Origin of the sequence: Corynebacterium sp. HMSC036D02, from assembly GCF_001836165.1 — a bacterium.
Classification (GTDB): Bacteria; Actinomycetota; Actinomycetes; order Mycobacteriales; family Mycobacteriaceae; genus Corynebacterium.
In genome coordinates, this window is record NZ_KV827681.1 from 12,312 (window position 1) to 32,714 (window position 20,403).

The 20,403-nt window shown below is 60.0% G+C and carries 20 protein-coding genes and 1 other RNA gene; 14 read left to right on the forward strand and 7 right to left on the reverse strand.

Going from position 1 to position 20,403, the window contains the following annotated elements; all coding sequences use genetic code 11:
* From HMPREF2743_RS07020 to HMPREF2743_RS07030, 3 genes are read right to left on the reverse strand one after another with little or no spacing between them, the layout of a single operon-like run.
* Positions 1-309: a hypothetical protein gene (locus HMPREF2743_RS07020; RefSeq protein WP_070818457.1), complete on the reverse strand. Its 309-nt coding sequence runs from the start codon at positions 307-309 to the stop codon at positions 1-3.
* A 47-nt stretch (positions 310-356) separates the two neighbouring features.
* Positions 357-1,040 (reverse strand): DUF4232 domain-containing protein, encoded by a 684-nt coding sequence (locus tag HMPREF2743_RS07025; protein WP_070818458.1) that lies wholly within the window; start codon positions 1,038-1,040, stop codon positions 357-359.
* A 25-nt stretch (positions 1,041-1,065) separates the two neighbouring features.
* Entirely contained in the window at positions 1,066-1,494 is a 429-nt protein-coding gene (locus HMPREF2743_RS07030; RefSeq protein ID WP_070818459.1) for an NUDIX domain-containing protein, read from the reverse strand.
* 188 nt (positions 1,495-1,682) lie between these two features.
* On the opposite strand from HMPREF2743_RS07030, the gene HMPREF2743_RS07035 reads away from it, so the two are divergent.
* Positions 1,683-2,885 (forward strand): S1 family peptidase, encoded by a 1,203-nt coding sequence (locus tag HMPREF2743_RS07035; RefSeq protein WP_070818460.1) that lies wholly within the window; start codon positions 1,683-1,685, stop codon positions 2,883-2,885.
* Between the two features lie 268 nt (positions 2,886-3,153).
* Here HMPREF2743_RS07035 and hisN read toward each other — a convergent pair whose 3' ends face one another.
* Positions 3,154-3,927 carry a histidinol-phosphatase gene (gene hisN, locus HMPREF2743_RS07040; RefSeq protein WP_070516693.1) on the reverse strand — a complete coding sequence of 258 codons (774 nt, stop codon included), beginning with the start codon at positions 3,925-3,927 and terminating at the stop codon, positions 3,154-3,156.
* Positions 3,920-4,747, reverse strand: a complete 828-nt coding sequence (locus HMPREF2743_RS07045; protein ID WP_070818461.1) for an inositol monophosphatase family protein — start codon at positions 4,745-4,747, stop codon at positions 3,920-3,922. The genes hisN and HMPREF2743_RS07045 overlap by 8 nt, the downstream gene beginning before the upstream one ends.
* A 69-nt stretch (positions 4,748-4,816) precedes the next feature.
* On the opposite strand from HMPREF2743_RS07045, the gene prfB reads away from it, so the two are divergent.
* From prfB to HMPREF2743_RS07070, 5 genes are read left to right on the forward strand one after another with little or no spacing between them, the layout of a single operon-like run.
* A complete protein-coding gene (gene prfB / locus HMPREF2743_RS07050; RefSeq protein ID WP_070743254.1) occupies positions 4,817-5,923 on the forward strand; it encodes a peptide chain release factor 2 in 1,107 nt (368 codons plus the stop codon).
* A gap of 33 nt (positions 5,924-5,956) precedes the next feature.
* The gene (gene ftsE, locus HMPREF2743_RS07055; RefSeq protein WP_070818462.1) at positions 5,957-6,646 is read left to right on the forward strand and encodes a cell division ATP-binding protein FtsE; all 690 of its coding nucleotides are present in this window, start codon (positions 5,957-5,959) and stop codon (positions 6,644-6,646) included.
* Positions 6,647-7,549, forward strand: coding sequence for a permease-like cell division protein FtsX (ftsX, locus tag HMPREF2743_RS07060; RefSeq protein ID WP_070516700.1), 903 nt, complete (start codon positions 6,647-6,649; stop codon positions 7,547-7,549).
* A gap of 54 nt (positions 7,550-7,603) precedes the next feature.
* Complete coding sequence (gene smpB / locus HMPREF2743_RS07065) at positions 7,604-8,107, forward strand: SsrA-binding protein SmpB (RefSeq protein WP_010189093.1); 504 nt, start codon at positions 7,604-7,606, stop codon at positions 8,105-8,107.
* 10 nt (positions 8,108-8,117) lie between these two features.
* On the forward strand, positions 8,118-8,474 hold the full coding sequence (locus tag HMPREF2743_RS07070) for a DUF488 domain-containing protein (protein ID WP_010189092.1): 357 nt from the start codon (positions 8,118-8,120) through the stop codon (positions 8,472-8,474).
* Here HMPREF2743_RS07070 and HMPREF2743_RS07075 read toward each other — a convergent pair.
* A complete protein-coding gene (locus HMPREF2743_RS07075; RefSeq protein ID WP_070818463.1) occupies positions 8,460-9,743 on the reverse strand; it encodes an SLC5/6 family protein in 1,284 nt (427 codons plus the stop codon). The two genes, HMPREF2743_RS07070 and HMPREF2743_RS07075, sit on opposite strands and share 15 nt — an antisense overlap.
* Before the next feature lie 211 nt (positions 9,744-9,954).
* On the opposite strand from HMPREF2743_RS07075, the gene ssrA reads away from it, so the two are divergent.
* Positions 9,955-10,334: a transfer-messenger RNA gene (gene ssrA / locus HMPREF2743_RS07080) on the forward strand.
* A 57-nt stretch (positions 10,335-10,391) separates the two neighbouring features.
* Here the strand turns inward: ssrA and HMPREF2743_RS07085 are convergent.
* Positions 10,392-11,459 carry an LLM class flavin-dependent oxidoreductase gene (locus tag HMPREF2743_RS07085; protein WP_010189089.1) on the reverse strand — a complete coding sequence of 356 codons (1,068 nt, stop codon included), beginning with the start codon at positions 11,457-11,459 and terminating at the stop codon, positions 10,392-10,394.
* An 867-nt stretch (positions 11,460-12,326) separates the two neighbouring features.
* On the opposite strand from HMPREF2743_RS07085, the gene HMPREF2743_RS07090 reads away from it, so the two are divergent.
* The 7 genes from HMPREF2743_RS07090 (at position 12,327) to HMPREF2743_RS07120 (ending at position 20,301) form a co-directional block, all read left to right on the forward strand.
* Entirely contained in the window at positions 12,327-13,013 is a 687-nt protein-coding gene (locus HMPREF2743_RS07090; protein WP_070516709.1) for a DJ-1/PfpI family protein, read from the forward strand.
* 219 nt (positions 13,014-13,232) lie between these two features.
* Positions 13,233-14,891, forward strand: coding sequence for an AbgT family transporter (locus HMPREF2743_RS07095; RefSeq protein WP_070818464.1), 1,659 nt, complete (start codon positions 13,233-13,235; stop codon positions 14,889-14,891).
* 4 nt (positions 14,892-14,895) lie between these two features.
* Positions 14,896-16,251, forward strand: coding sequence for a M20 family metallopeptidase (locus tag HMPREF2743_RS07100; protein ID WP_070818465.1), 1,356 nt, complete (start codon positions 14,896-14,898; stop codon positions 16,249-16,251).
* Positions 16,252-16,425: 174 nt separating this feature from the next.
* On the forward strand, positions 16,426-17,457 hold the full coding sequence (locus HMPREF2743_RS07105) for a siderophore ABC transporter substrate-binding protein (protein WP_070818466.1): 1,032 nt from the start codon (positions 16,426-16,428) through the stop codon (positions 17,455-17,457).
* A gap of 35 nt (positions 17,458-17,492) precedes the next feature.
* Positions 17,493-18,494: an ABC transporter permease gene (locus HMPREF2743_RS07110; RefSeq protein WP_070818467.1), complete on the forward strand. Its 1,002-nt coding sequence runs from the start codon at positions 17,493-17,495 to the stop codon at positions 18,492-18,494.
* Positions 18,491-19,549, forward strand: a complete 1,059-nt coding sequence (locus HMPREF2743_RS07115; protein WP_070818468.1) for an iron chelate uptake ABC transporter family permease subunit — start codon at positions 18,491-18,493, stop codon at positions 19,547-19,549. The genes HMPREF2743_RS07110 and HMPREF2743_RS07115 overlap by 4 nt, the downstream gene beginning before the upstream one ends.
* Positions 19,546-20,301: an iron ABC transporter ATP-binding protein gene (locus HMPREF2743_RS07120; protein WP_070818469.1), complete on the forward strand. Its 756-nt coding sequence runs from the start codon at positions 19,546-19,548 to the stop codon at positions 20,299-20,301. Before HMPREF2743_RS07115 ends, HMPREF2743_RS07120 begins: the two co-directional genes overlap by 4 nt.
* Positions 20,302-20,403: the final 102 nt, after the last annotated feature.

Consider the following 20,403-nt stretch of genomic DNA (forward strand, 5'->3'; position numbering starts at 1 on the left):
TTAAGCCCTGTCGTCTTCACAGAGAAGCCAGCTACAGAGTTCCTTCTGCGCGCGATCTACGCCGCCCGGGTAGCTTTCTTCGAGCTCCAGCTTGACGTTGTCGAAGATTCGCTCGGATATCAGTTTGGCGCGTTCTCGGCTCAAAGCCCCGCGCAGCTCATCGAGAGGTACCTTGAGCTCCGTGTAGGGGCTAGGGCGGAAATACCACGACCGCATATCTTCCGCGTAGACCGCGATGACCGTTTTCGTCATGTGCGATTCCAACACAACGTTCCCAAACACCAGCGACGTCAGCTTCTTGGATTCCATGGCCGCGAGTGTAGACCGATGTGAACGCCTGCTGGTTTTGGGCGGGTTCAACCTGCGGTAACCGGTTGGATAGAGAGGTAGTTGGCATCGCCAGCGCACCCTTCGAAGCCGGAAATGCGGATGAAGGCGCTGGCGGTTTCGCCGGGTGGGTAGACGCGGAGACCATCGGCAGCCTGTGGTTGGCAGGAGGCGGGGTCGAGTACACCGATGTTGGTCATCTTGAGGCCGGCACGGGCGGAGCGGCCTGGCGCGAGCGTGACGGTTGCTGTTTCTTGGCCTGATTCACGCTCGGCGGCGGGACCGAGTTGGGTGCCGTCATCATTGGTGACGGCGGAAACACCGGGGAAGCCTTTCAACGTACACGGCGTGGAAGAAGTGTTGGTGAAGGTGATATCAGCCAAGCGTGAGCCGGCGGCCCCCTGCTCGTTGGATAATCTGATATCGAGTTGCTGCGTGGCGCACGCGACAACGGCTGTGGCTTGGGCAGTGTCGTGAGCGGTTTCGGTGCTGTCACCGCTCTCAGGTGGTATTTGCCCGGAATCTTGCGCATCAGTGTCGGGTGACTGCGGGTCTGCGGGTGTAGAAGCCCCGGATTCGGCGTCGGCGGCCTGGGTGGTTGTAGGGGAGACGTCGGAAAGCGTGGCATCAGTGCTGTCGTCGGTGGCGCAGCCGGCCAGTGCAAGGGCGAGGGAACCGGCGGCGAGAACGGGGAGTAGTCGCTGCGTAATCATGGTGGGGAGTCTAGACGTTATGGACCTAGAGTTCCTGCAGGGCGGGGAATACCCTCTCCCTCAGTAATGGCGCGATAGTGACGTCCGGAGCGGCGGGATCGACCCAGGCTAGCTCGGCAATCTCCTTGTCAGGATGGGCAACGGAGATTTCTTCTGCACAGACATAGACGTAAGCGTGGATGGTGTGTGGGGTGCCATTAGCTGCCGATGAGACGTAGGTGGCCAGGCGGCGCAGCTTCGACATATCAACCGCGGCCCGAACAGCCTCGTAGGCGATGAGCTGGGCAGCGTGGGCTGGGTTAATAGTGTCATCGATGGAGCCAAATGGCAGGACGAATTCTGGAGTATCGGTGGCGCGGATGACAAGAACGCGACCATGGTTATCGCGCAGGATTACAGCGACGATCTCAGCAATGTCTGCAGAAGATGATGAAGAGTTGGCAGTCTCAGACATGCCTCCATAGTAGGTCTGCGTGGGGTCCGAGAGACGGTGAAGGGAGAGAGGGGGCACCCGAAAACTGTCAGTAGTGTAACGGCTTGGACACAGTCCCTCACGTTAGAAAACGGCTACCCCAGTGCGCGTGTCATCATGGGGAAGTCTTATAGACCAATACGAGAAGAAGTGAAAAGAGGAATTACTCAATGAGAAAAATTCCGCACCTTAAGAAAGTCATCGTGGGCTCGGCTTTCGCAGGTGCGTTCTTCCTGGGTGACCCAGTGGCGGGTGCTCAGGGGCTCCCCACCATCCCGGAGATTGATTCAGCAGGTTTTGTTGACCAGGTACGCGCGGATCTGCAGTCCGTGGGCATTGAGACCAAGCCCGTGGACAAAGTGCTGACCGACGCCGTCGATACCGCCGTTAACGGTGCAACTGCGGCGGCATCGAAGGATGCGTCCCAGGCTGTTGCTGGCGCTGTGAACTCGCCTGCGGCGCAGCATCTCACACAGCAAGCGAATCTGAACACCCAGCTGCCGGATTTGGCTTCGGCGCAAGAATACGCCGATGCTAACGCCAACATGGGACAAGCTCTGACAAACCCGACCCCCATCGGACTGCTGGAGGAAGCCACGCAGCCGGAATTTGTACCTCAGGGTACGGATCCGAACTATGTGTGGAAGAACGACCTGTTCTCCAAGGTTGCTGCTGGTAAACCGCACGCGGACTACGTTCTGCACCGAGTGCCTGGTTCTTACTACGATGCTCCCCAAATCCCCGAGGAATCTAACGTTGCGATGACCGAAGGGAAGTCTCTGTACGGCCCGGGTACCCCGCTGTACATTCGTGAGGACACCATGTGCACGCTGACGGCAGCCGGCACTGATGCCGAAGGCCGCAAGGTCGGTATTACTGCTGGCCACTGTGGAAGTGTCGGCGATCCGGTGTCCTCGGCGGACTCCTGGCAGGTAGGCCCCACCGGCACCGTGGTAGCGAAGAACGCGAACCTGGACTACTCGCTCATCGAGTTTGGCTCCCAGGCCGAGGTAACCCGCAGCTATAACGGTGTGACCGCCCAAGGGATCGGTGGCACCACCCAGCCGGGCGATATTACCTGCAAGAGCGGTGTGGCTACCGGCCGCACATGTGGCATGACCTTCCAGCACAGTCAGAAGATCACCATCAACCAGGTGTGCGCGATGGTCGGAGATTCCGGTGCGCCGGTCTTCCACAATGGCCGCATTGTCGGCTCGGTATCCCGCGGACTGGTGCCAGGCCTGCCGTCGTGCCGCACCCCGTGGCAGGGCGCGCTGCACAACCCGACGGTCGTTTCTAATACCGATGTCATCATCGCGGATCTCAACCGCCGCGAGGGCGTAGGTTCCGGATTCACGCTTCCGGAGAACTAACCACCGCTGCGAAAAGGGGCCCTGCGGGGCCCCTTTAGTCGTGTGTGGGGTCCGTTTTCGTAAATAAGGCCGAAAAACTTGCGTTCTGAAGGGGCTTGTTTGCGAAAACGGTCACGGAGCCGCGGGCGCGTGGCTGGGAGAGTACGTTTCTAACAAATAGTGCCCCAGATCTTTAAAGATCTGGGGCACTAAATGATCGAAATGACCTTCGGAACACGATCCGCTGGGGTGCGGCACCGGCCCGCGGCGCTGGGGTGCTGTGCGGGGCCTAGGAGAGGGCGCTGAGGGCGGCGTCGTGAAGCTTGCCGTTGGAGGCCAGTGCCGAGCCGCCGTGGGGGCCGTCTTCGCCGCGGACGTTGGTGAAGCGTCCACCGGCCTCGGTCACGAGGAGTGCCGGGGCGGCCAAATCCCACAGGGAAACCTCCGGCTCGGCAGCGATGTCGACGGCACCTTCGGCCACGAGGCAGTAGTTCCAGAAGTCGCCGTAGCCGCGCAGACGCCAGACCTTATCCGTGAATGAGACGAAGGCATCGCGGTGCGGGCGCCAGCCCGACAGCGAGCTCATGGCCAGGGAAGCGTCTTCCAGTTTGGAGACCTCGGAGACACGCAGGCGTTTTGGCTCCCCACCGAAGACGCGGTAGGCGCCGCTGCCCTTGGCCGCATACCAGCGGCGGCGCAAGGCTGGGGCGGAGACGACGGAGACGACCGGCTCGCCGTCCTCCAGCAGTGAGATTAGCGTGGCCCAGACGGGAACGCCGCGCACGAAATTCTTCGTGCCGTCGATGGGGTCGATGACCCACTGGCGGCCCTCGAAGCAAGCCTCGCCGCCAAACTCTTCACCCAAAACTTCATCGCGCGGGCGGGAGCGCTTCAGGGCTTCGCGGATCGCCTTCTCACAAGCCAGGTCCGCATCTGAAACCGGGGTCATGTCCGGCTTCTCTTTGACTGACAAGTCTGCAGCCTCAAAGCGGTGCATCGTAATGGCGTCCGCATGGCCCGCCATCTCCAATGCCAAGCCGAGGTCCTCTTTGTACTTACCCACGGAGCCATTCCTCCATCTGATCAACTACCTGTTTATTACCCGCGATACACCATTCCACACCGCCGGCTTCAACCTTGCGCGCCGCGCCGCCTGCAGCCAGCACCAGCGCTTGGCCGGGATACCAATCCCAGTCCTTGACGGAATGCTGCATCCATGCGCCCCAAGTGCCATCCGCCACACAGGAGAGATCCACGGAACCCGCGCCGAGCATGCGTACGGTGGCAAAATGCGGGGCCACCTTTTCCCAGGCGGCGGCGATGTTCGGGTCAGTCATGGAGGTGGGGTGCAGGTACGTCGACAAGCACAGCTTGTCGGCGGGGGTGTCAGTAAGCTTGGTGACTTCCTTGCCGTCCAGACTGGTGGGGAAGTCGCGGCCGCCGAACCAGGTATAGCCCATGGCGGGGCGGTGGACGGCGCCGAGGATGACCCCTTCGGCGTCGACAAGCGCGAGCGCGGAGCACCAATAGTCGGAGCCCGAGGCGAAGTTGTAGGTGCCATCGACGGGGTCGATGACCCAGGTCCGGCCGGACTTCGATTCGCGGTTCGCGCCCTCTTCGCCCACGATGCCGTCCTCGCCGCGCAAAGTTTCGAGCACACCGGCGACGAAACGCTCGGCGGCAAAGTCGGCGTCGGTGACGACATCGGACACGGAGGTCTTTTGCTCTACGTCGACACCCTGCTCGCGCAGGCGCCAGGCCAGGCGGCCGGCGTTATAAACAAGCGCCTGGGCAAGGTGGGCATCGGTATCGTCCGCATGGGCGACGATGAAGGTCTTGATGATGGCATCGATCATCTCGGTGAGGCTTGGCTGGTCACTCATGCCGCCTATTGTCGCGCTAAACGCGGCCGATGGCTAATCAGGGAGAAAGAATAAGTAGAGTAGGGGTCTATGCGTCCGGAACAAACAGCACGACTTGAGGAACTCAGCGCCACTTTGACCTCTATTGAGAAGGTGATGGACCCGGAGGCGGTGTCCGAGCGCGTGCGCGAACTCGAGGCCCAGGCGGGGGACCCGTCGCTGTGGGATGACCCCGATCATGCGCAGAAGGTGACCTCGGAGCTGTCGGCGCAGCAAGCAAAGCTGCGCAAGCTGAATTCCCTGCGTGGGCGGATCGAGGATCTGCCCGTGATGTCTGAGCTAGCGGAGGAGGAAGGCGATGAGGCTTCCCAGGAGCTCGTCGACACAGAGCTGAAGGAACTCGGCGCCGCCATCGAATCGCTCGAGGTGACCACGATGCTTTCTGGCGAATATGACGAGCGTGAGGCGGTCATCAACATCCGCTCCGGCGCGGGTGGTGTGGATGCCGCGGACTGGGCGGAGATGCTCATGCGCATGTACACACGCTGGGCGGAGAAGAACGGCCACAAGGTGGATGTCTACGACATTTCCTATGCCGAAGAAGCAGGTATTAAGTCCGCCACCTTCGTGGTGCATGGTGAATACATGTATGGCCAGCTCTCCGTGGAGCAGGGCGCGCACCGCCTCGTGCGCATTTCTCCTTTTGATAACCAGGGGCGCCGCCAGACCTCCTTCGCGGAGGTGGAGGTGCTGCCGGTGGTGGAGCAGACCGATTCCATCGAGGTACCAGACTCGGAGGTGCGCGTGGATGTCTACCGTTCCTCGGGCCCGGGCGGGCAGTCGGTCAACACGACGGATTCGGCAGTGCGCCTGACACATATCCCGACCGGCATCGTGGTGACCTGTCAGAACGAGAAGTCCCAGATCCAGAACAAGGCCTCCGCAATGCGCGTGCTGCAGGCGAAGCTGCTGGAGCGCAAGCGCCAGGAGGAGCGCGCGGAACTCGATGCGCTGGGTGCGGGCGGCAATGCCTCCTGGGGTAATCAGATGCGTTCTTATGTGCTGCACCCGTACCAGATGGTCAAGGATCTGCGAACGAATTACGAGGTGGGGGATCCTTCCAAGGTCTTGGACGGGGACATCGATGGCTTCCTGGAATCTGGTATTCGGTGGCGCATGGCGCAGCAGGAGACCTAGGCCCGAGTAACAAATGTTGCTAATGTGGCTTAAGTGATCACTTTCGAGAATGTGTCCAAGGTCTATCCGACCTCCACGAGGCCCGCGCTGGACAACGTGTCCTTTGAGATTGAAGACGGAGAACTCGTCTTTCTCATCGGCCCGTCCGGCTCCGGCAAGTCGACCTTCCTCCAGCTCATGGTGCGCGAAACCAATGTCAGCTCGGGCGATATCTACTTCGGGGATTTCCACGTCAACGCTTTGAAGGGGCGCGAGGTCAACAGACTGCGCCAATCCATCGGCTATGTTTTCCAAGACTTCCGTCTTCTGCCCAAGCTCAATGTCTACGACAATGTCGCCTTTTCCCTCGAGGTCATTGGCAAGGGCAAGGCGCGGATTGCCAAGCAGGTGCCCGAGGTGCTCGACATGGTTGGCCTCGGCGCCAAGCAGCACCGCATGCCGCATGAGCTTTCCGGCGGTGAGCAGCAGCGCGTGGCGATTGCGCGGGCTTTTGTTAACCGTCCCAAGCTGCTGCTTGCCGACGAACCCACGGGCAACCTCGATCCCTCCACAGCTGCGGAGATCATGGCCTTGCTCACCAAGATCAACCGCCGCGGCACCACCGTGGTGATGTCGACGCACAATGCGCGCGCGGTGAACGAGGCCCGCCAGCGCGTCATTGAGCTGCGCAACGGCACGCTGGTGCGCGATGAGAAGAACGCGATGTATGGGGAGGCGGTCTAGGTGAATCTGGGCTTTGTATTCAGGGAAGCTTTCAAAGGTCTAGGCCGTAACATCACCATGACTATCGCCATGGTGATCACCACGGCCATTTCGGTGGCCCTGGTGGTGGCCGGCGTCTTGGTCACCCAGATGACCAATGACACCAAGGACATCTACCTCGAGCGCGTCGAGGTCATGGTCCAGCTCAACGAGGATATTTCTGCCAACGACCCGGAGTGTAAGGACTCCGCCTGCGCAGGGTTGAAGAAGAAGCTAGAGGCGGATGAAGACATCGAGTCCGTCAGCTACCGCAACCGCGAGGATTCCTATGAGCGCTTCGTGGAACTGTTCAAGGAGACCGATCCAGTCATGGTGGAGGAAACCTCCCCGGACGCGCTGCCGGCGGCCTTCCACGTGCGGCTGAAGGATCCGACGGATACCGCGCCTATCGACGCCATCGCGTCCGACCCCGCCGTCAGTGACATCATCGATCAGCAGGAAGAGGTGCGCAGCGCCGCCGGCAACCTTGATGCCATCCGGAATGCCACCTTCGTCTTGGCTGCAGTCATGGCGCTGGCCGCCATCATGCTGATTGCGAACATGGTGCAGATCGCCGCTTACCAGCGCCAGCGAGAGACCGCGATCATGCGCATCGTTGGCGCCTCGCGGTGGGTGACCCATGCCCCCTTCATCATGGAGGCGGTCCTCGGTGCCGTCGGTGGTGTCGTCCTCGCCGGGGTGGGCGTCATCGTGGGAAAGAACACTGTGATCGATCCCGCGCTGAAGGACCTGTACCACAACCAGCTTCTGGCCCCCGTGACGTCTGGGGACGTGTGGACGGCTCTGCCCATCGTGGGGCTAGTGGCAATTCTGTGCGCTGCGCTGACCGCGCAGGTGACCATGCGCGCCTACGTGCGGACATAGGCCAACAGGCCTGTTGTGGGTCGTGCCTGGCAGTAGCGTAATATAGTTCAAACTATGGCGAAGAAGGCAAAGAAGAAAAAGGCGGCCGTCGACAATAACTCGACCTTGGCCACCAACCGACGTGCCCGCCACGACTACACCATCCTCGACACTCTGGAATGCGGCATGGTGCTCGTGGGCACCGAGATTAAGTCGATGCGCGAAGGCAAAATCTCCTTGGCAGATGCCTTCGCAACCATCGACGACGGCGAGGTTTATATCCGCAACCTTCACATCCCGGAGTATTCCCAGGGCTCGTGGACGAATCACTCGCCCAAGCGCACACGCAAGCTGCTCTTGCACCGCCGAGAGATTGACAAGCTCATGGGTCAGGTTCGTGATGGTAATAAGACGCTGATCCCGCTCAAGGTGTATCTGAAGGATGGCCGCGCTAAGTGTGAGCTCGGCCTGGCCAAGGGCAAACAGGACTATGACAAGCGTGAAGCGATTAAGCGCCGTGACCAGGACCGCGACATCACTCGCGAGTTGGGCCGCCGCGTCAAGGGGATCAACGCCTAACCTGGGAGCCATGATTTACACGGTCAAGGTTCATGACATTATTCGGGGTGACGAGGAACCGCGTGGGGTAGCGGTGCTCGTCGATAAGCTCTGGCCCCGTGGTGTGGCCAAGGAACGTCTCCATTATGAGCACTGGTTCAAGGATGTCGCGCCCAGTCCAGAGCTGCGTAAGTGGTGGGGGCACGATGCTGACACCTTTGAGGAATTTGCCCGGCGCTATCGTGCGGAGCTCGACGAGAATGACGGTAAGGAGCTGGAGCAGCTACGCCAGCTTGCTGTGGCTGGCGACGTCACCCTCCTTTTCGCCGCCAAGGACCGCGAGGTCAACCACGCCACAGTTTTGAAGGCGTGGTTAGAAGAACGCTAGGAGAAAAAGGCTCCAGACGGTGGCGCCCACGGCGATGAGACCCGTGATGACAACGAAGACGTTGCTGGGGCGGCCACGGAATTGCTTGAGAGCGTCGATGCGGTTGATGGCATACATCGGCAGCAGATACAGGATCGAGGCGATGAAGGGGCCACCGATGGCCTCGATGAGGCCTAGGATTGACGGATCGATGATGGCCACGACCCACGCGGCCACGAAGATGATGCCGTGCATGATGGAATTGAGTTGCTTCTCCGAGAGCTTCGCGGTGGCGCGTGGCGCGGCGTTGCGCAGCAGGAAGTTGCCGCCTTCCGTAGCTCCCAGCACGTGCCCGAAGTAGGAGGAGAGGATGGCGATCATCGCGATGATCGGGGAGAGGAATGCCAAGACCGGAACACCGGTGACGTTGGCCAGGTAGGACAGGACCGGCAGGTTTTGCTCGCGCGCTTCGCTGAGGCCGTCCGCGCCAAGCGTGAGGGTGCAGGACCACACGAAGAACATGGTGAATACGGTGAGCAGAATGGCGGTCAGTGCCAGAGCGCGCGAGGCGTTTTCGGAGCTCTTCTCGCGGCCGTGCGCGGCGACCATGGCCAAGGAGAACTGGGAAATGGCGGGGGAGTGGTTAAAGGAGAAAACCAGCACGGGGATGATGAGGGCGACAGCACCGACGACGCGCCAATCATTGTTGCCCACCTCCATGAAAGAGGCGATATCCCAGCGCGGGATGAGGTAGATGGACAGTGCGCCAAGGCAGAAGATCAGCGGGTAGACCAAGAACTGCGTGACGGCCAGCACCATTCTTTGGCCAAAGGCGAAGACGATGGTCATGATGCCCACGAGGAGGAAGGACAACAGTGGGCGCGGAACCGAGGGCCCGTGCAGCTGGTTGACGATGAAACTATCAACCGTATTGGTGATCGAAACGCCATAAATGAGGACGATGGGGAAGATGGCGCAGAAATAAACCACCGAAATGATAAATCCAGCGCTTTTGCCGAAGTAGTCCGTGACTACCGCGGTGATGTCCTCGCCCTGGCGCGGTGACGCACAAATCATGCGGGCCAGACCGCGGTGGGAGAAGTATGTCATCGGGCCAATCAGAATCGTGGCCACGAGGAGGGGCCAGAAGCCGAAACTGCCTGCGTTGATGGGGAGGAAAAGAATTCCAGCGCCTACGGCGGTGCCGAAGAGCGAGATGGCCCATTCGGTGTTGCTTGCTGGGCGTTTAGCGTCTTGCGTGGAGCTGGTGGTTTCGGTATTTGTGCTCACTTTGCAGCCTTTAACAAAGTAGGAGGATAGGACTCACACACCTTAACAGCGTTTAGGTTGATGTTAATCACAAGGGGGTGCTTATGAAAGCTATGCCTCATGTGGCCTGGGGTGAAGCTTGCGGGAATAGGGGCGGGTGCAGTAGCGTTTAACGAACCGTAGGGCGCATAAAGATGCGCGCTGCGCAGCTTTCACAGCAATGTGTGATCGAGGGGTCGACTTGGTTTCGACTTCGTACATTGAGCCAGGGGAAGCGTGCCGGTGCAGGCTAGAGACCACCGTTAAGCGTCGTAGCAACCAATAAACGCAGAGAAGAACTCTCAGCGTGACTACGCCCTCGCTGCCTAATTACAGCGACGCGTGTCTGTCAGCCTAGGTTTGGTTCCTGACCTAGATCCTGGCATCGACTAAGGAACTTGCCTGACCGGTTTGTTGTTCGGCCGGTTGGGGACTTTGAGAGCAACTGGGCCCATCATCCGGAGCGAGTTTGCCCGAGCCGGAGGGCCGAGTAGAGATCCTGTGCAGACTGCGCACGGAGAAGCCCTGGCGAGGTGACGAAGGACCCGGGTTCAATTCCCGGCGGCTCCACTGAATAGAGAAACCCGCTGGTCATAAAGGCCAGCGGGTTTCTTGTGTGAAGGGGGCGGATTAGTCGATCGGGTAACCGGTGACTGGGCCCTCAGTGTTCGGCTGCCAGCCCAGCGCAGGGGCGACATGGGTGGCGAAGTTCTCTAGAATCTTCACGTTGACGTCCACGCCCATGCCGGTCGGGATGGTGATGAGCAGGGTGTCGGCGGACATCACAGCCGGGTCGGCCTTGAGCTGCTCAATAAGCTTGTCAGGCTCGGCGGCATAGGTGCGGCCGAAGGTGGACGCACCGGCGTCGGGTAGCACGCCCACCTGGTCGGAGCCGGAAGCCTGCATGCCGAACCGCTGCATATCGGCGCCGTCCACGATGGGGAAAATGGAGCGGGAGACGGACACGCGCGGGGCCCAGTCGTGGCCCGCTTCCTTCCAGGCAGCCCGGTAGCGGTTGATCTGGTCCGCCTGGATCTCCCCCAAGGTCTCGGCGGTGGTCTCGGAAACCAGGGTGGAAGACATCAGGTTCAGCCCGTCCTTGGCAGTCTGCTCTGCCGACGCGTGAGTGCCCGAACCGTAGAAGATGTGCTTGCGCAGCTCCGGCGCCATGGGGAAGACAGGGAGGGCGGAGCCGGGCTGGAACATATTCGGGTACTGGCGGTCCAGGGGAGCGGCTGTGGCAAACCCGTTGCCGTCCACCGCGGTCATGAACGCCTCGAGGTGGGCCCGCGCCACGTCCGCGCCGTTGGGGGCCTCGCCCTTGTAGCCGAAAGCTTCCCAACCGCGCTCGGCAACCTCCGGGGCGCCGCGCGAGACGCCCAAGGCCACGCGGCCGCCGGAGAGCTGGTAAAGGGATGCGGCCTCTTCGGCGAGGTAGAGCGGGTTTTCGTAGCGCATGTCGATCACGCCGGTGCCCACCTCGATGTTCTTGGTGGTGGCGGCGACAGCGCCGAGCAGCGGCATTGGGGCTGAGGCTTGCGGTACGAAGTGGTGGACGCGGAAAGACGCGTTGTTCACACCGATCTCATCTGCAGCCTGGGCGATTTCCAGGTGAATCTTCGCGACTTTTTCCGCGGACGGGCCGCGCTGGCCGCCGAATGCGTAGTGTCCGAAGCTTAAGAATCCGAATGCTTTCATTGGTCAAACACTCCTATTGGTGACGTATCAACAACTAGGGTAATGCCTCGTTCGAAGATTGTCACGGCCTAAGGCGGGCTCCGCTTCAAACCTTAAGTGAAGAACTTCTAGTCAGGCCTACAACCGCGCATGCTCAGGGGCTTGTCCGAGCCGGAGAGCCCGTTAGAGATCCTGTGCAGGCTGCGCACGGAGAAGCCCAAGCGGGGTAACCCGCTGGGCCGCTAAACTGGTGTAACAGCTGTCTGGCGGGAAACGCTAGGGGGTTCTGAATAGAGGAAGATGTGTGAAGCCGCTTGCAGGCTTTTAAGTTCCCTAAGGGGGTGAAAAATTGATCGCTTTCGCTGGGACTATCGCGGCCGTGCTAGGGCTGAATGTTGTGGCGAATGAAACCGGTGCGAACTCCGAGGGGTTCGTAGTTACAGCTATTCTCTTGGGGTTCGGGTTGGCTCCCTTTGTTGGCGATTCTCTGGAGCGCCATATTCCGATTTCGATGTGGCGGCGTGTGTCTTTTTCTCGCGTTGCTAGCCGTCGGTGGGGCGTCGAGCTATTCAATGCTGTGCTTACGCGAATCGGATGGAATGGCATGATTCTGGCGATGCGCAGAGAAGAGTCCGCCAAGTGTGAAGGGGTGAACCCCCTTCGGCCGATGCGAGCGTCGGCAGCCGGTCATGGGTGGGGATTGCTGCTCCATATATGTAGCGCTGGATGGTGCGCTGCGGCAGGCGGATGGTTAGCGGCTACAGTTCTTCTTGCTATCGGTGCTGTGGGCCATCTATATCCGGTTTTGCTTCAATTTCGTGTGCTTACGGATGCTCGGGAGAGATAGGTCAAGCTCGGCGGCGTTGCGGCCTGCTTTAGGATGGCCGCATGGATACCGAACCTCTCCGCATCGCAGTCGTCTTGTTTGAGGGCTTTGAGCTTCTCGACGTCTTCGGGCCCGTCCAACTTCTTCAAGCCGTCCCTGAGATCGCGGTTGTCTTTGCAGGGCCGGATGGTGAGCCAGTTGCCAGCTCGCAGGGCGTGGAAGTGGTGCCGACAATTTCTTATGGGCAGATTGAGCTGGCCGACGTCCTTCTTGTCCCGGGCGGTAAAGGAACCCGGCGGCTCGTGGGGGACGAATCTTTTCTGTCGTGGCTTCGTGAGGTGGGCGCACAAGCACCGTGGGTTGCCTCTGTGTGCACGGGTTCTGCGGTATTGGCGGCGGCGGGGCTCTTGGAGGGCTACGCCGCAACAAGCAACAAGCGTGCGTTTGCATGGGCGAGCTCCTTCGGGGTGTCTGTGACTTGGAAGCCCAAGGCGCGGTGGGTGCAGGACCGCAATCGATGGACTTCCTCAGGCGTGGCGGCGGGCATGGATATGACGGTCGCGCTCATTGCGGAGCTCATTTCGGAGGCGGCAGCCGTCGATGCCGCCAACTTTGCGGAATACGAGCCGCATCGCGATTGCGAGTGGGATCCTTTCGCGCGGATAAACGGGCTGGTGCCCTCGAGCGGTGACAAAGCTGAGCGTGGGGATGTAACATTCGGGCAATCTGACGACGCTCACGGTAGATAAGGTGCTAAAACGGTCGATTTTGGGCCACTATTTGCAGTGAGCGTAATGAGAATCCCGTGAGGGGTGTAGGGGCGCGGGGTGAAAGCGGAGTAGGGCTGGCCGCACAAAAATGTGACTAAGAACGAAAATATGTGTTACCTGAGTTACATTCCCGTGGTAGCCTGTCCGTCAACAGTGTGACGTGGAGCACTGGGACTGGCCCCTACGACAGGAGTACCCATGAACAGCCCATCCAATACGGCGCCGAAAGGCGGCGCTGACACCACGGAGAATCCTGCCAAGGAAAATCAAAAACAGAGCCAGCAATCCAGCGGGGGAATGCTGGATAAGTTCCTCAACGGCGTTGAGTACATCGGCAACAAACTGCCGGAACCTTTCACCATCTTCTTAATCCTCTTCCTTATTACCGGCGTGCTCTCCACGATCATGGCGAAGATGGGCGTCGAGATTAAGGTGCCCGGGTCGGATGAGATTCAGCCGGTTAAAGGCCTGTTTACCGGTGAGGGGCTGACGTGGTTCACCACGACAATGGGTGAGAACTACATCAATTTCCCGCCGCTGGTGACGGTGCTGCCCATCATGCTGGCGGTGGGTGTGGCGGAGCGTTCCGGCATGCTCTCTGCGTTGATTCGCAAGCTCTTCGGGTCCGCGAAGCCGCGGCTGCTTCCGTACGCCGTCGGCGTTATCGGTGTGACCGCCTCCGTCATGGCGGACGCGGCCTTCGTTATCGTTCCGCCGCTGGCCGCGATGGTCTTCAAGGCAGCGGGCCGCCACCCGGTGGCGGGTCTGATCGGCGGCTTCGCCGCTGTGGGTGCGGGCTATTCCACTGCCTTGGTGCCTACCTCCCTGGATGCGCTCTTTGCCGGTATTACGACCGCGGTCATGGATACCCTGCCGAATACCGAGTTCGCTCCGGTTAACGCCATGTCGAATTACTACTTCAACGTGGCCTCTTCCATCGTGCTCGGTGTGCTTGCCGGCTTCATCATCGATAAGGTCATCGAGCCGCGCATGTGGAAGCAGGAAGTCCCCACCGAGGAAGACATCGATCCCGAGGACGCCGCTGAGCGCGGCGACCGTGACGAGAACGGCGAAGAACTCACCGCTGAACTGCGCCCGGCCGAATCCAAGGGTCTCATCTGGTCCGGTGTGGCCACGGTCATCCTCACCGCCATCATTCTCTTCGCAGTTCTTCTGCCGGAATCGCCGTGGCGCAATGAAGAGGGCGGCTTCTTGCCCAAGTCCCCGCTGTTGAATTCCATCGTCTTTATCGTGTTCGCCTACTTCTTGGTGCTCGGCGTGGTCTACGGCAAGGTCGTCGGCACGGTCAAGGGCATCACCGATGTCGTGAACATGATGATTGGCGCGCTCAAGGACATGATGAGCTTCCTTATCCTGGCGTTCATCCTTGGCCAGTTCGTGGCTCTCTTCGCCTGGACCGGTATCGGTACCTTCACTGCGGTGAAGGGGGCTGCCTTCCTAGAATCCATCGGGTTGACGGGCTTCCCAGCTATCTTTGCCTTCATCGTCCTTGCGTCCTGCTTGAACCTGCTGATTATTTCCGGTTCTTCCATGTGGACGCTTATGGCGGCGGTCTTCGTTCCCATGTTTGCTTTGCTCGGCTATGAGCCGGCCTTTATTCAGGGCGCATTCCGCGTTGGTGATTCCGCAACCCAGATCATCACTCCGCTGAACCCGTACATGATTGTCATGCTTGGCTTCCTCCAGCGCTATGAACGCGAGGCGGGTCTGGGAACGCTGATGTCGCGCCTTGTGCCCTTCGTGGTCCCGTTCTTTACCGCATGGGCAATCTTGCTGGCCATCTGGTTCTACGTGGACCTTCCGCTGGGACCGGGCAACAACGTCATGATTGGTTAAACGCATGAATCAACGCAACAATCCATCGACAGCGTATTTGGAAGCGATGGAGGAGGGCGTCGCAAAGCGCGTGGCGTCCGCAGCGCCACCGGAAAAACAGGGAGAGGACTACCCAGGCCAGGCGAAGCTCTGGGGCGCGGCGGCCGCGCGTGCTGAGGCCTTGCGGGAGACAGCCGCGCACATCGTCGCGGACCTGCACGCTCACCCTGAAACGGCCTTCGAGGAGCATCGCTCCATGGCGGTGCTCGCGGACATCGTTGAAGGGCATGGCTTTTTGACGCGCCGCGGAGTCTATGGTGTGGAGACCGCCTTCGAGGCCTCGTGTCAGAGCGCGGATTTCGAACCCGAGCGGCATCCCACCGTGGCCATCCTGGCGGAATACGATGCCCTGCCCCAGATTGGGCACGCGTGCGGGCACAACGTCATTGCCGCAGCGGGCGTTACTGGATTCTTGGCGGTTACTGCCGTGCTAGACGACGCCCCTGCCGTGTCCGGCCGCATCCTCCTCCAGGGAACCCCGGCGGAGGAGGGCCATTCCGGCAAGGAATACATGATTCGCGGCGGAAGTCTTGAAGGCGTGGACGCCGCGGTGATGATCCATGGCTTCGGCTATGACATCGGCGCGCATGCCTGGGTGGGCCGGCGCATTCTGCGGGTTCGTTATCGCGGCGTGGCCGCGCATGCCAGCTCCCAGCCCTTCATGGGGCGCAACGCCCTTGACGCTGCGAGCTTGGCCTACCAGGGGATTGGTCTTATGCGGCAGCAAATGCCGCCATCGGATCGCGTGCACGCCATCATGAGCGGTGGCGATCGCCCTTCGATCATTCCGAGCGAGGCGGAGATGACTATTTACGTGCGCTCGTTGGGGACGCGCACACTCATGGATCTTTCCACCAGGGTGGAGGAGATTGTCCGTGGCGCCGCACTCATGGCCGGTGTTGATGTGGACGTGGAGTGGGATGAGCACCCGATGACCCTGCCCGTGCGCAATAATGAGGCGCTGGTGGATCGGTGGTCAGCCACGCAGGCGCGCCGGGGGCGCACCGCGCTGCCTGCTGGGACGGTGCCGGATACGGTGGCCGCATCGACTGACTTTGGCAATGTCTCTCACCTCGTGCCGGGCCTGCATCCAATGGTGCAGGTTTCACCCACCGACGTGGCTCTGCACACGGAGGACTTTGCCCGCTGGGCGGCCACACCGCAGGCGGTGGATGCGGCTGTCGACTCGGCGGCGGGATTGGCGCAGGTAACGCTAGATTTTTTGGCGGATAAGGAATTCCGCAGGGCAGCGCGACAGGACTTCGATAGGGAAGGGCCTGTGGCGGTTAGTGATCTGCTTGCAGAGAAGGGGGAGGGCTAAGCGTAAATATTTTGTTCTAAAAGGCATGTCAAGGGGTATCGCGCGGCAGTCTGTCACCCCCGTCGTGAATTAGAAAACATAAGCGTGCTTGAAAGGTAAGCCTTACTTGAGTTAGGTTTAGCGGCGTCGTCATTTGCCAACTGTGGTTAGCCACACCTAATATGCAAGGAAGATATGTTTACTCTAACTCGCCGTGCCTCGCGCAAAACCGCCGCCAAAGTTGCCGCCACTCTCTCGGTCGCAGCGCTTGCTCTCACCGGCTGCTCTTCTAGCCAGTCTGAGGAGACTGCTGAGCCAACCGAATCCGCGGCGGCAGGCGCTTCCACCATCACCCTGGATGATAACTTCGGCTCGAAGGAAATCACCCTCCCGGTGGAGAACCCTGCGGTGACGGATAACCGCGCCTTCTCTATCTTGGCGCAGTGGGATATTGACCTTGCTGCCGCACCGCTGAACCTGGTGCCAAAGTCCCTTCGTGATACCTACAACGAGGACACGGTCCAGGTAAACCTGGGCTCCCACAAGGATCCGGACCTCGAAAGCCTCGTAGCAGCGGACCCGGATCTCGTGTGGAACGGCCAGCGCTTCGAGCAGTACCAGGAAGACATCGAGAAGCTGCTTGAGGATGTCCCGGTCGTTGATTTCGAGCCGCGCGATGATGAAGACTTCTTCGACGAGCTCAAGCGCCACACTGAGGCACTGGGCCAGGTTTTCGGCCACGAAGAGGATGCTGCGAAGCTCATCGAGGATTTCGACGCCGCTGCTGAGCGTGCTAAGAAGGCCTACAACCCAGAGCAGAAGGTCATGGCTGTGAACACCTCTGGCGGCGAAATCGGCTACATCGCTCCCGGTATCGGGCGCGTGTATGGCCCGGTCTTTGAGCTGCTTGGCCTGACCCCGGCCCTGGAGGTGTCCAACGCCTCCGATGACCACGAGGGTGACGACATCTCCGTTGAGGCCATTGCTGAGTCCAACCCGGATTGGATCCTCGTTATGGACCGTGACTCTGCTATCGCCAAGGAAGGCCAGGATGTCACGCCGGGCGAGAAGCTGGTCAAGGACAACGCGGCGCTTCAGAACGTCACCGCTGTGAAGGAAGGCAACGTTTACGTGGCGCCGACTGATACCTACATTGATGAGTCCATCATCACCTACACCGAGATCTTGAACGCGCTTGCCGACGCCTTCGAGAAGGCCAACGCCTAAGCAACTCTTTCGGCAGCCAAGGAGGAGACTAAACCGTGACGGTGAAGAGCAGCGCTCCGGCCGAGCACTCAGCTATAAGCCGGCGTAACTCCCGCGGACCCGTGCTGACCTGGAAGCTAGGCCTCGGCGTGCTCGCTGTCATCGCACTGCTCCTCCTTTCGCTTATGGTGGGGGAATACAGCATCCTCAATAATGAGGACGGCTGGGAGATGTTCTTCACCACCCGCATACCGCGCACCGTGGCGCTCGTCTTGGCGGGTGCTGCGATGGCGATGAGCGGTTTGGTTATGCAGCTGCTGACCCAAAACCGCTTCGTGGAACCCACGACGACGGGAACCACCGAGTGGGCCGGACTGGGCCTGCTCTTTTCGCTTATCCTTTTCCCGCACTCATCCGTGCTGGTGAAGATGGTTATTTCGGTCGTTTTTGCGTTCGTGGGAACCATGGTGTTTTTCGCGTTTCTGCGCCGTGTGGCGCTGCGCTCCTCACTCATTGTGCCGATTATTGGCATTATGTTGGGCGCCGTCGTCAGCGCAGTGTCTTCCTACGTGGCGCTAGCGACGGATACCTTGCAGCAGCTCGGAATCTGGTTCATGGGATCCTTTACCTCTGTCTATGAGGGACAATACGAGGTCCTGTGGATCGTGCTGCTGGTTTTGCTGGCGGTGTATTTCTACGCTGACAAGCTCACCGTCGCGGGGCTGGGGGAGGACATTGCCACCAATATCGGCCTGAATTACCAGCGGATGATTCTGTTGGGAACCGGGCTTATCGCCGTGGCGACGGGTGTTGTCACCGTCGTTGTTGGCTCCCTGCCGTTCCTTGGGCTCATCGTTCCCAATGTTGTGAGCATGGTGCGCGGCGATGATCTGCGCTCTAATCTCCCGTGGGTCTGCCTGCTTGGCATCGCCACGGTGACCTTGTGTGACCTCATTGGCCGCACTATTATCTCCCCGTTTGAGATGCCCGTATCGGTCATCCTGGGTGTTGTCGGTGCTATCGTGTTCGTCGTCTTGATCGTGAGGTCGACCAAGTGAGTGTAAGTATCTCTATCCCCGCGACAAAGCAACCTGCGCAAACGTCACGTGCCCGGCGAAACGTCGGTAGCTTCCAGTCTGCTGCTGCGGCACGAAAGTACTGGATCATCCTCGGCGTTTTGATCGTCGCCGGTTTGGCCTTTGCTTTCGGGCTCTTGGCTTACGACAACCCCATGGATTTTGGCACCCGCAAGTGGTGGCTCATTGCACGCCGCCGAGCGGATGCGGTGACCGCTATGGCCGTCGTTGCGGTATGCCAGGCTGTGGCCACGGTGGCCTTCCATACGGTGACGAACAACCGGATCCTTACTCCCTCCATCATGGGGTTTGAGTCCCTGTACGTAGCGATTAATACAGCCACTATCTTTTTCCTTGGCGCCACCGGCCTAACTCAGGCCCGCAATATGGGGACCTTCCTTGTGCAGCTTGTGCTCATGGTGGGACTATCCCTCGTGCTGTACTCCTGGCTGCTGACCAGTCGCCGCAACAACATGCACGCGATGTTGCTGGTTGGCATCATTATCGGTGGAGGCCTGGGCTCGCTCTCAACGTTTATGCAGCGCATGCTCACGCCCAGTGAATTCGACGTGCTCACCGCGCGGCTCTTTGGTTCCGTTAACAACGCGGAGAGCGAGTACTATCCCATCGCAGTACCGTTGGTCCTCGCGGTGACACTGCTGATGTTCCTGAACTCCCGCCAGCTCAACGTCCTAGCACTGGGGCGCGATGCCGCGAAGAACCTTGGTGTTAACCACAAGGTCAATGCAATCTACACGCTGATTTTGGTCTCCATTCTTATGGCGACAAGCACCGCTCTCGTTGGGCCCATGACGTTCCTTGGCTTCCTCGTGGCCACCTTGGCTTACCAGGCAGCAGAGACGTACGATCACCGCTTTTTGTTCCCAATGGCAGTTGCCACGGCCTTCGCTGTGCTCACCGGCGCCTACTTCCTCATGCAGCACGTCTTCTACGCGCAGGGCGTGGTCTCCATCATTATTGAGCTAGTGGGCGGCAGCGTCTTCCTTCTGGTCATTCTGCGAAAGGGCAAGCTGTGATCAAGCTTTCCAATGTTTCGAAGTCCTACTCCGGCGAGACCAACATCGGTCCGATCGATTTGGAGATCCCCTCCGGCGGTATTACCGCGCTGATTGGGCCGAATGGCGCAGGTAAGTCCACGATGCTGACGATGATTGGCCGGCTTCTCGACGTCGACGAGGGCGCCATCGAGGTCGCCGGTTACGACGTGTCCTCCACGAAGTCGCAGGACCTGGCGAAGATCCTCTCCATCCTGCGCCAGGAGAACCACTTCATTACCAAGCTGACAGTGCGCCAGCTGGTGAGCTTCGGCCGTTTCCCCTACTCGAAGGGACGCCTGAGTGCGGAGGATGAAGAGATAGTCTCGCGCTACATCGACTTCTTCCACTTGCGTGAATTGGAGAACCGCTACCTTGATGAGCTGTCCGGCGGGCAGCGCCAGCGCGCATACGTAGCGATGGTGCTCTGCCAGGAAACGGACTACGTGCTTCTCGACGAGCCCCTCAACAACCTTGACATCTCACACTCCGTGGAGATGATGAAGCATTTGCGGAAGGCCGCCAAGGAATTCGGGCGGACGATCATCATCGTTCTCCATGACATCAACTTCGCTGCTCGTTATGCCGACCATATTTGTGCGGCCAAGGATGGACGCATCGTTTCTTTCGGCAGTCCGGAGGAGATCATGCGCGATGAGATCCTTACGCCCATCTTCGAAACACCCATCACTGTTATCGATGGCCCGGATGGGCTGTTGGCCTGTTACCACTAGCTATTAACATTCAGGTGGACTGCCCGACAGCCAGGAAACCGCCCCAGGAAGAGTGCCAAAAAGTGCATCTGCCTGGGGATTTGTTGTTTGTTGGGGGTGTGC

Excerpts from the sequence above, each read along its gene's own strand:
- HMPREF2743_RS07020 (WP_070818457.1), bottom strand. The coding sequence starts at position 309 with ATGGAATCCAAGAAGCTGACGTCGCTGGTGTTTGGGAACGTTGTGTTG.
- HMPREF2743_RS07025 (WP_070818458.1), bottom strand. The coding sequence starts at position 1,040 with ATGATTACGCAGCGACTACTCCCCGTTCTCGCCGCCGGTTCCCTCGCC.
- HMPREF2743_RS07030 (WP_070818459.1), bottom strand. The coding sequence starts at position 1,494 with ATGTCTGAGACTGCCAACTCTTCATCATCTTCTGCAGACATTGCTGAG.
- HMPREF2743_RS07035 (WP_070818460.1), top strand. The coding sequence starts at position 1,683 with ATGAGAAAAATTCCGCACCTTAAGAAAGTCATCGTGGGCTCGGCTTTC.
- HMPREF2743_RS07045 (WP_070818461.1), bottom strand. The coding sequence starts at position 4,747 with ATGAGTGACCAGCCAAGCCTCACCGAGATGATCGATGCCATCATCAAG.
- prfB (WP_070743254.1), top strand. The coding sequence starts at position 4,817 with ATGCGTCCGGAACAAACAGCACGACTTGAGGAACTCAGCGCCACTTTG.
- smpB (WP_010189093.1), top strand. The coding sequence starts at position 7,604 with ATGGCGAAGAAGGCAAAGAAGAAAAAGGCGGCCGTCGACAATAACTCG.
- HMPREF2743_RS07070 (WP_010189092.1), top strand. The coding sequence starts at position 8,118 with ATGATTTACACGGTCAAGGTTCATGACATTATTCGGGGTGACGAGGAA.
- HMPREF2743_RS07085 (WP_010189089.1), bottom strand. The coding sequence starts at position 11,459 with ATGAAAGCATTCGGATTCTTAAGCTTCGGACACTACGCATTCGGCGGC.
- HMPREF2743_RS07090 (WP_070516709.1), top strand. The coding sequence starts at position 12,327 with ATGGATACCGAACCTCTCCGCATCGCAGTCGTCTTGTTTGAGGGCTTT.
- HMPREF2743_RS07095 (WP_070818464.1), top strand. The coding sequence starts at position 13,233 with ATGAACAGCCCATCCAATACGGCGCCGAAAGGCGGCGCTGACACCACG.
- HMPREF2743_RS07100 (WP_070818465.1), top strand. The coding sequence starts at position 14,896 with ATGAATCAACGCAACAATCCATCGACAGCGTATTTGGAAGCGATGGAG.
- HMPREF2743_RS07105 (WP_070818466.1), top strand. The coding sequence starts at position 16,426 with ATGTTTACTCTAACTCGCCGTGCCTCGCGCAAAACCGCCGCCAAAGTT.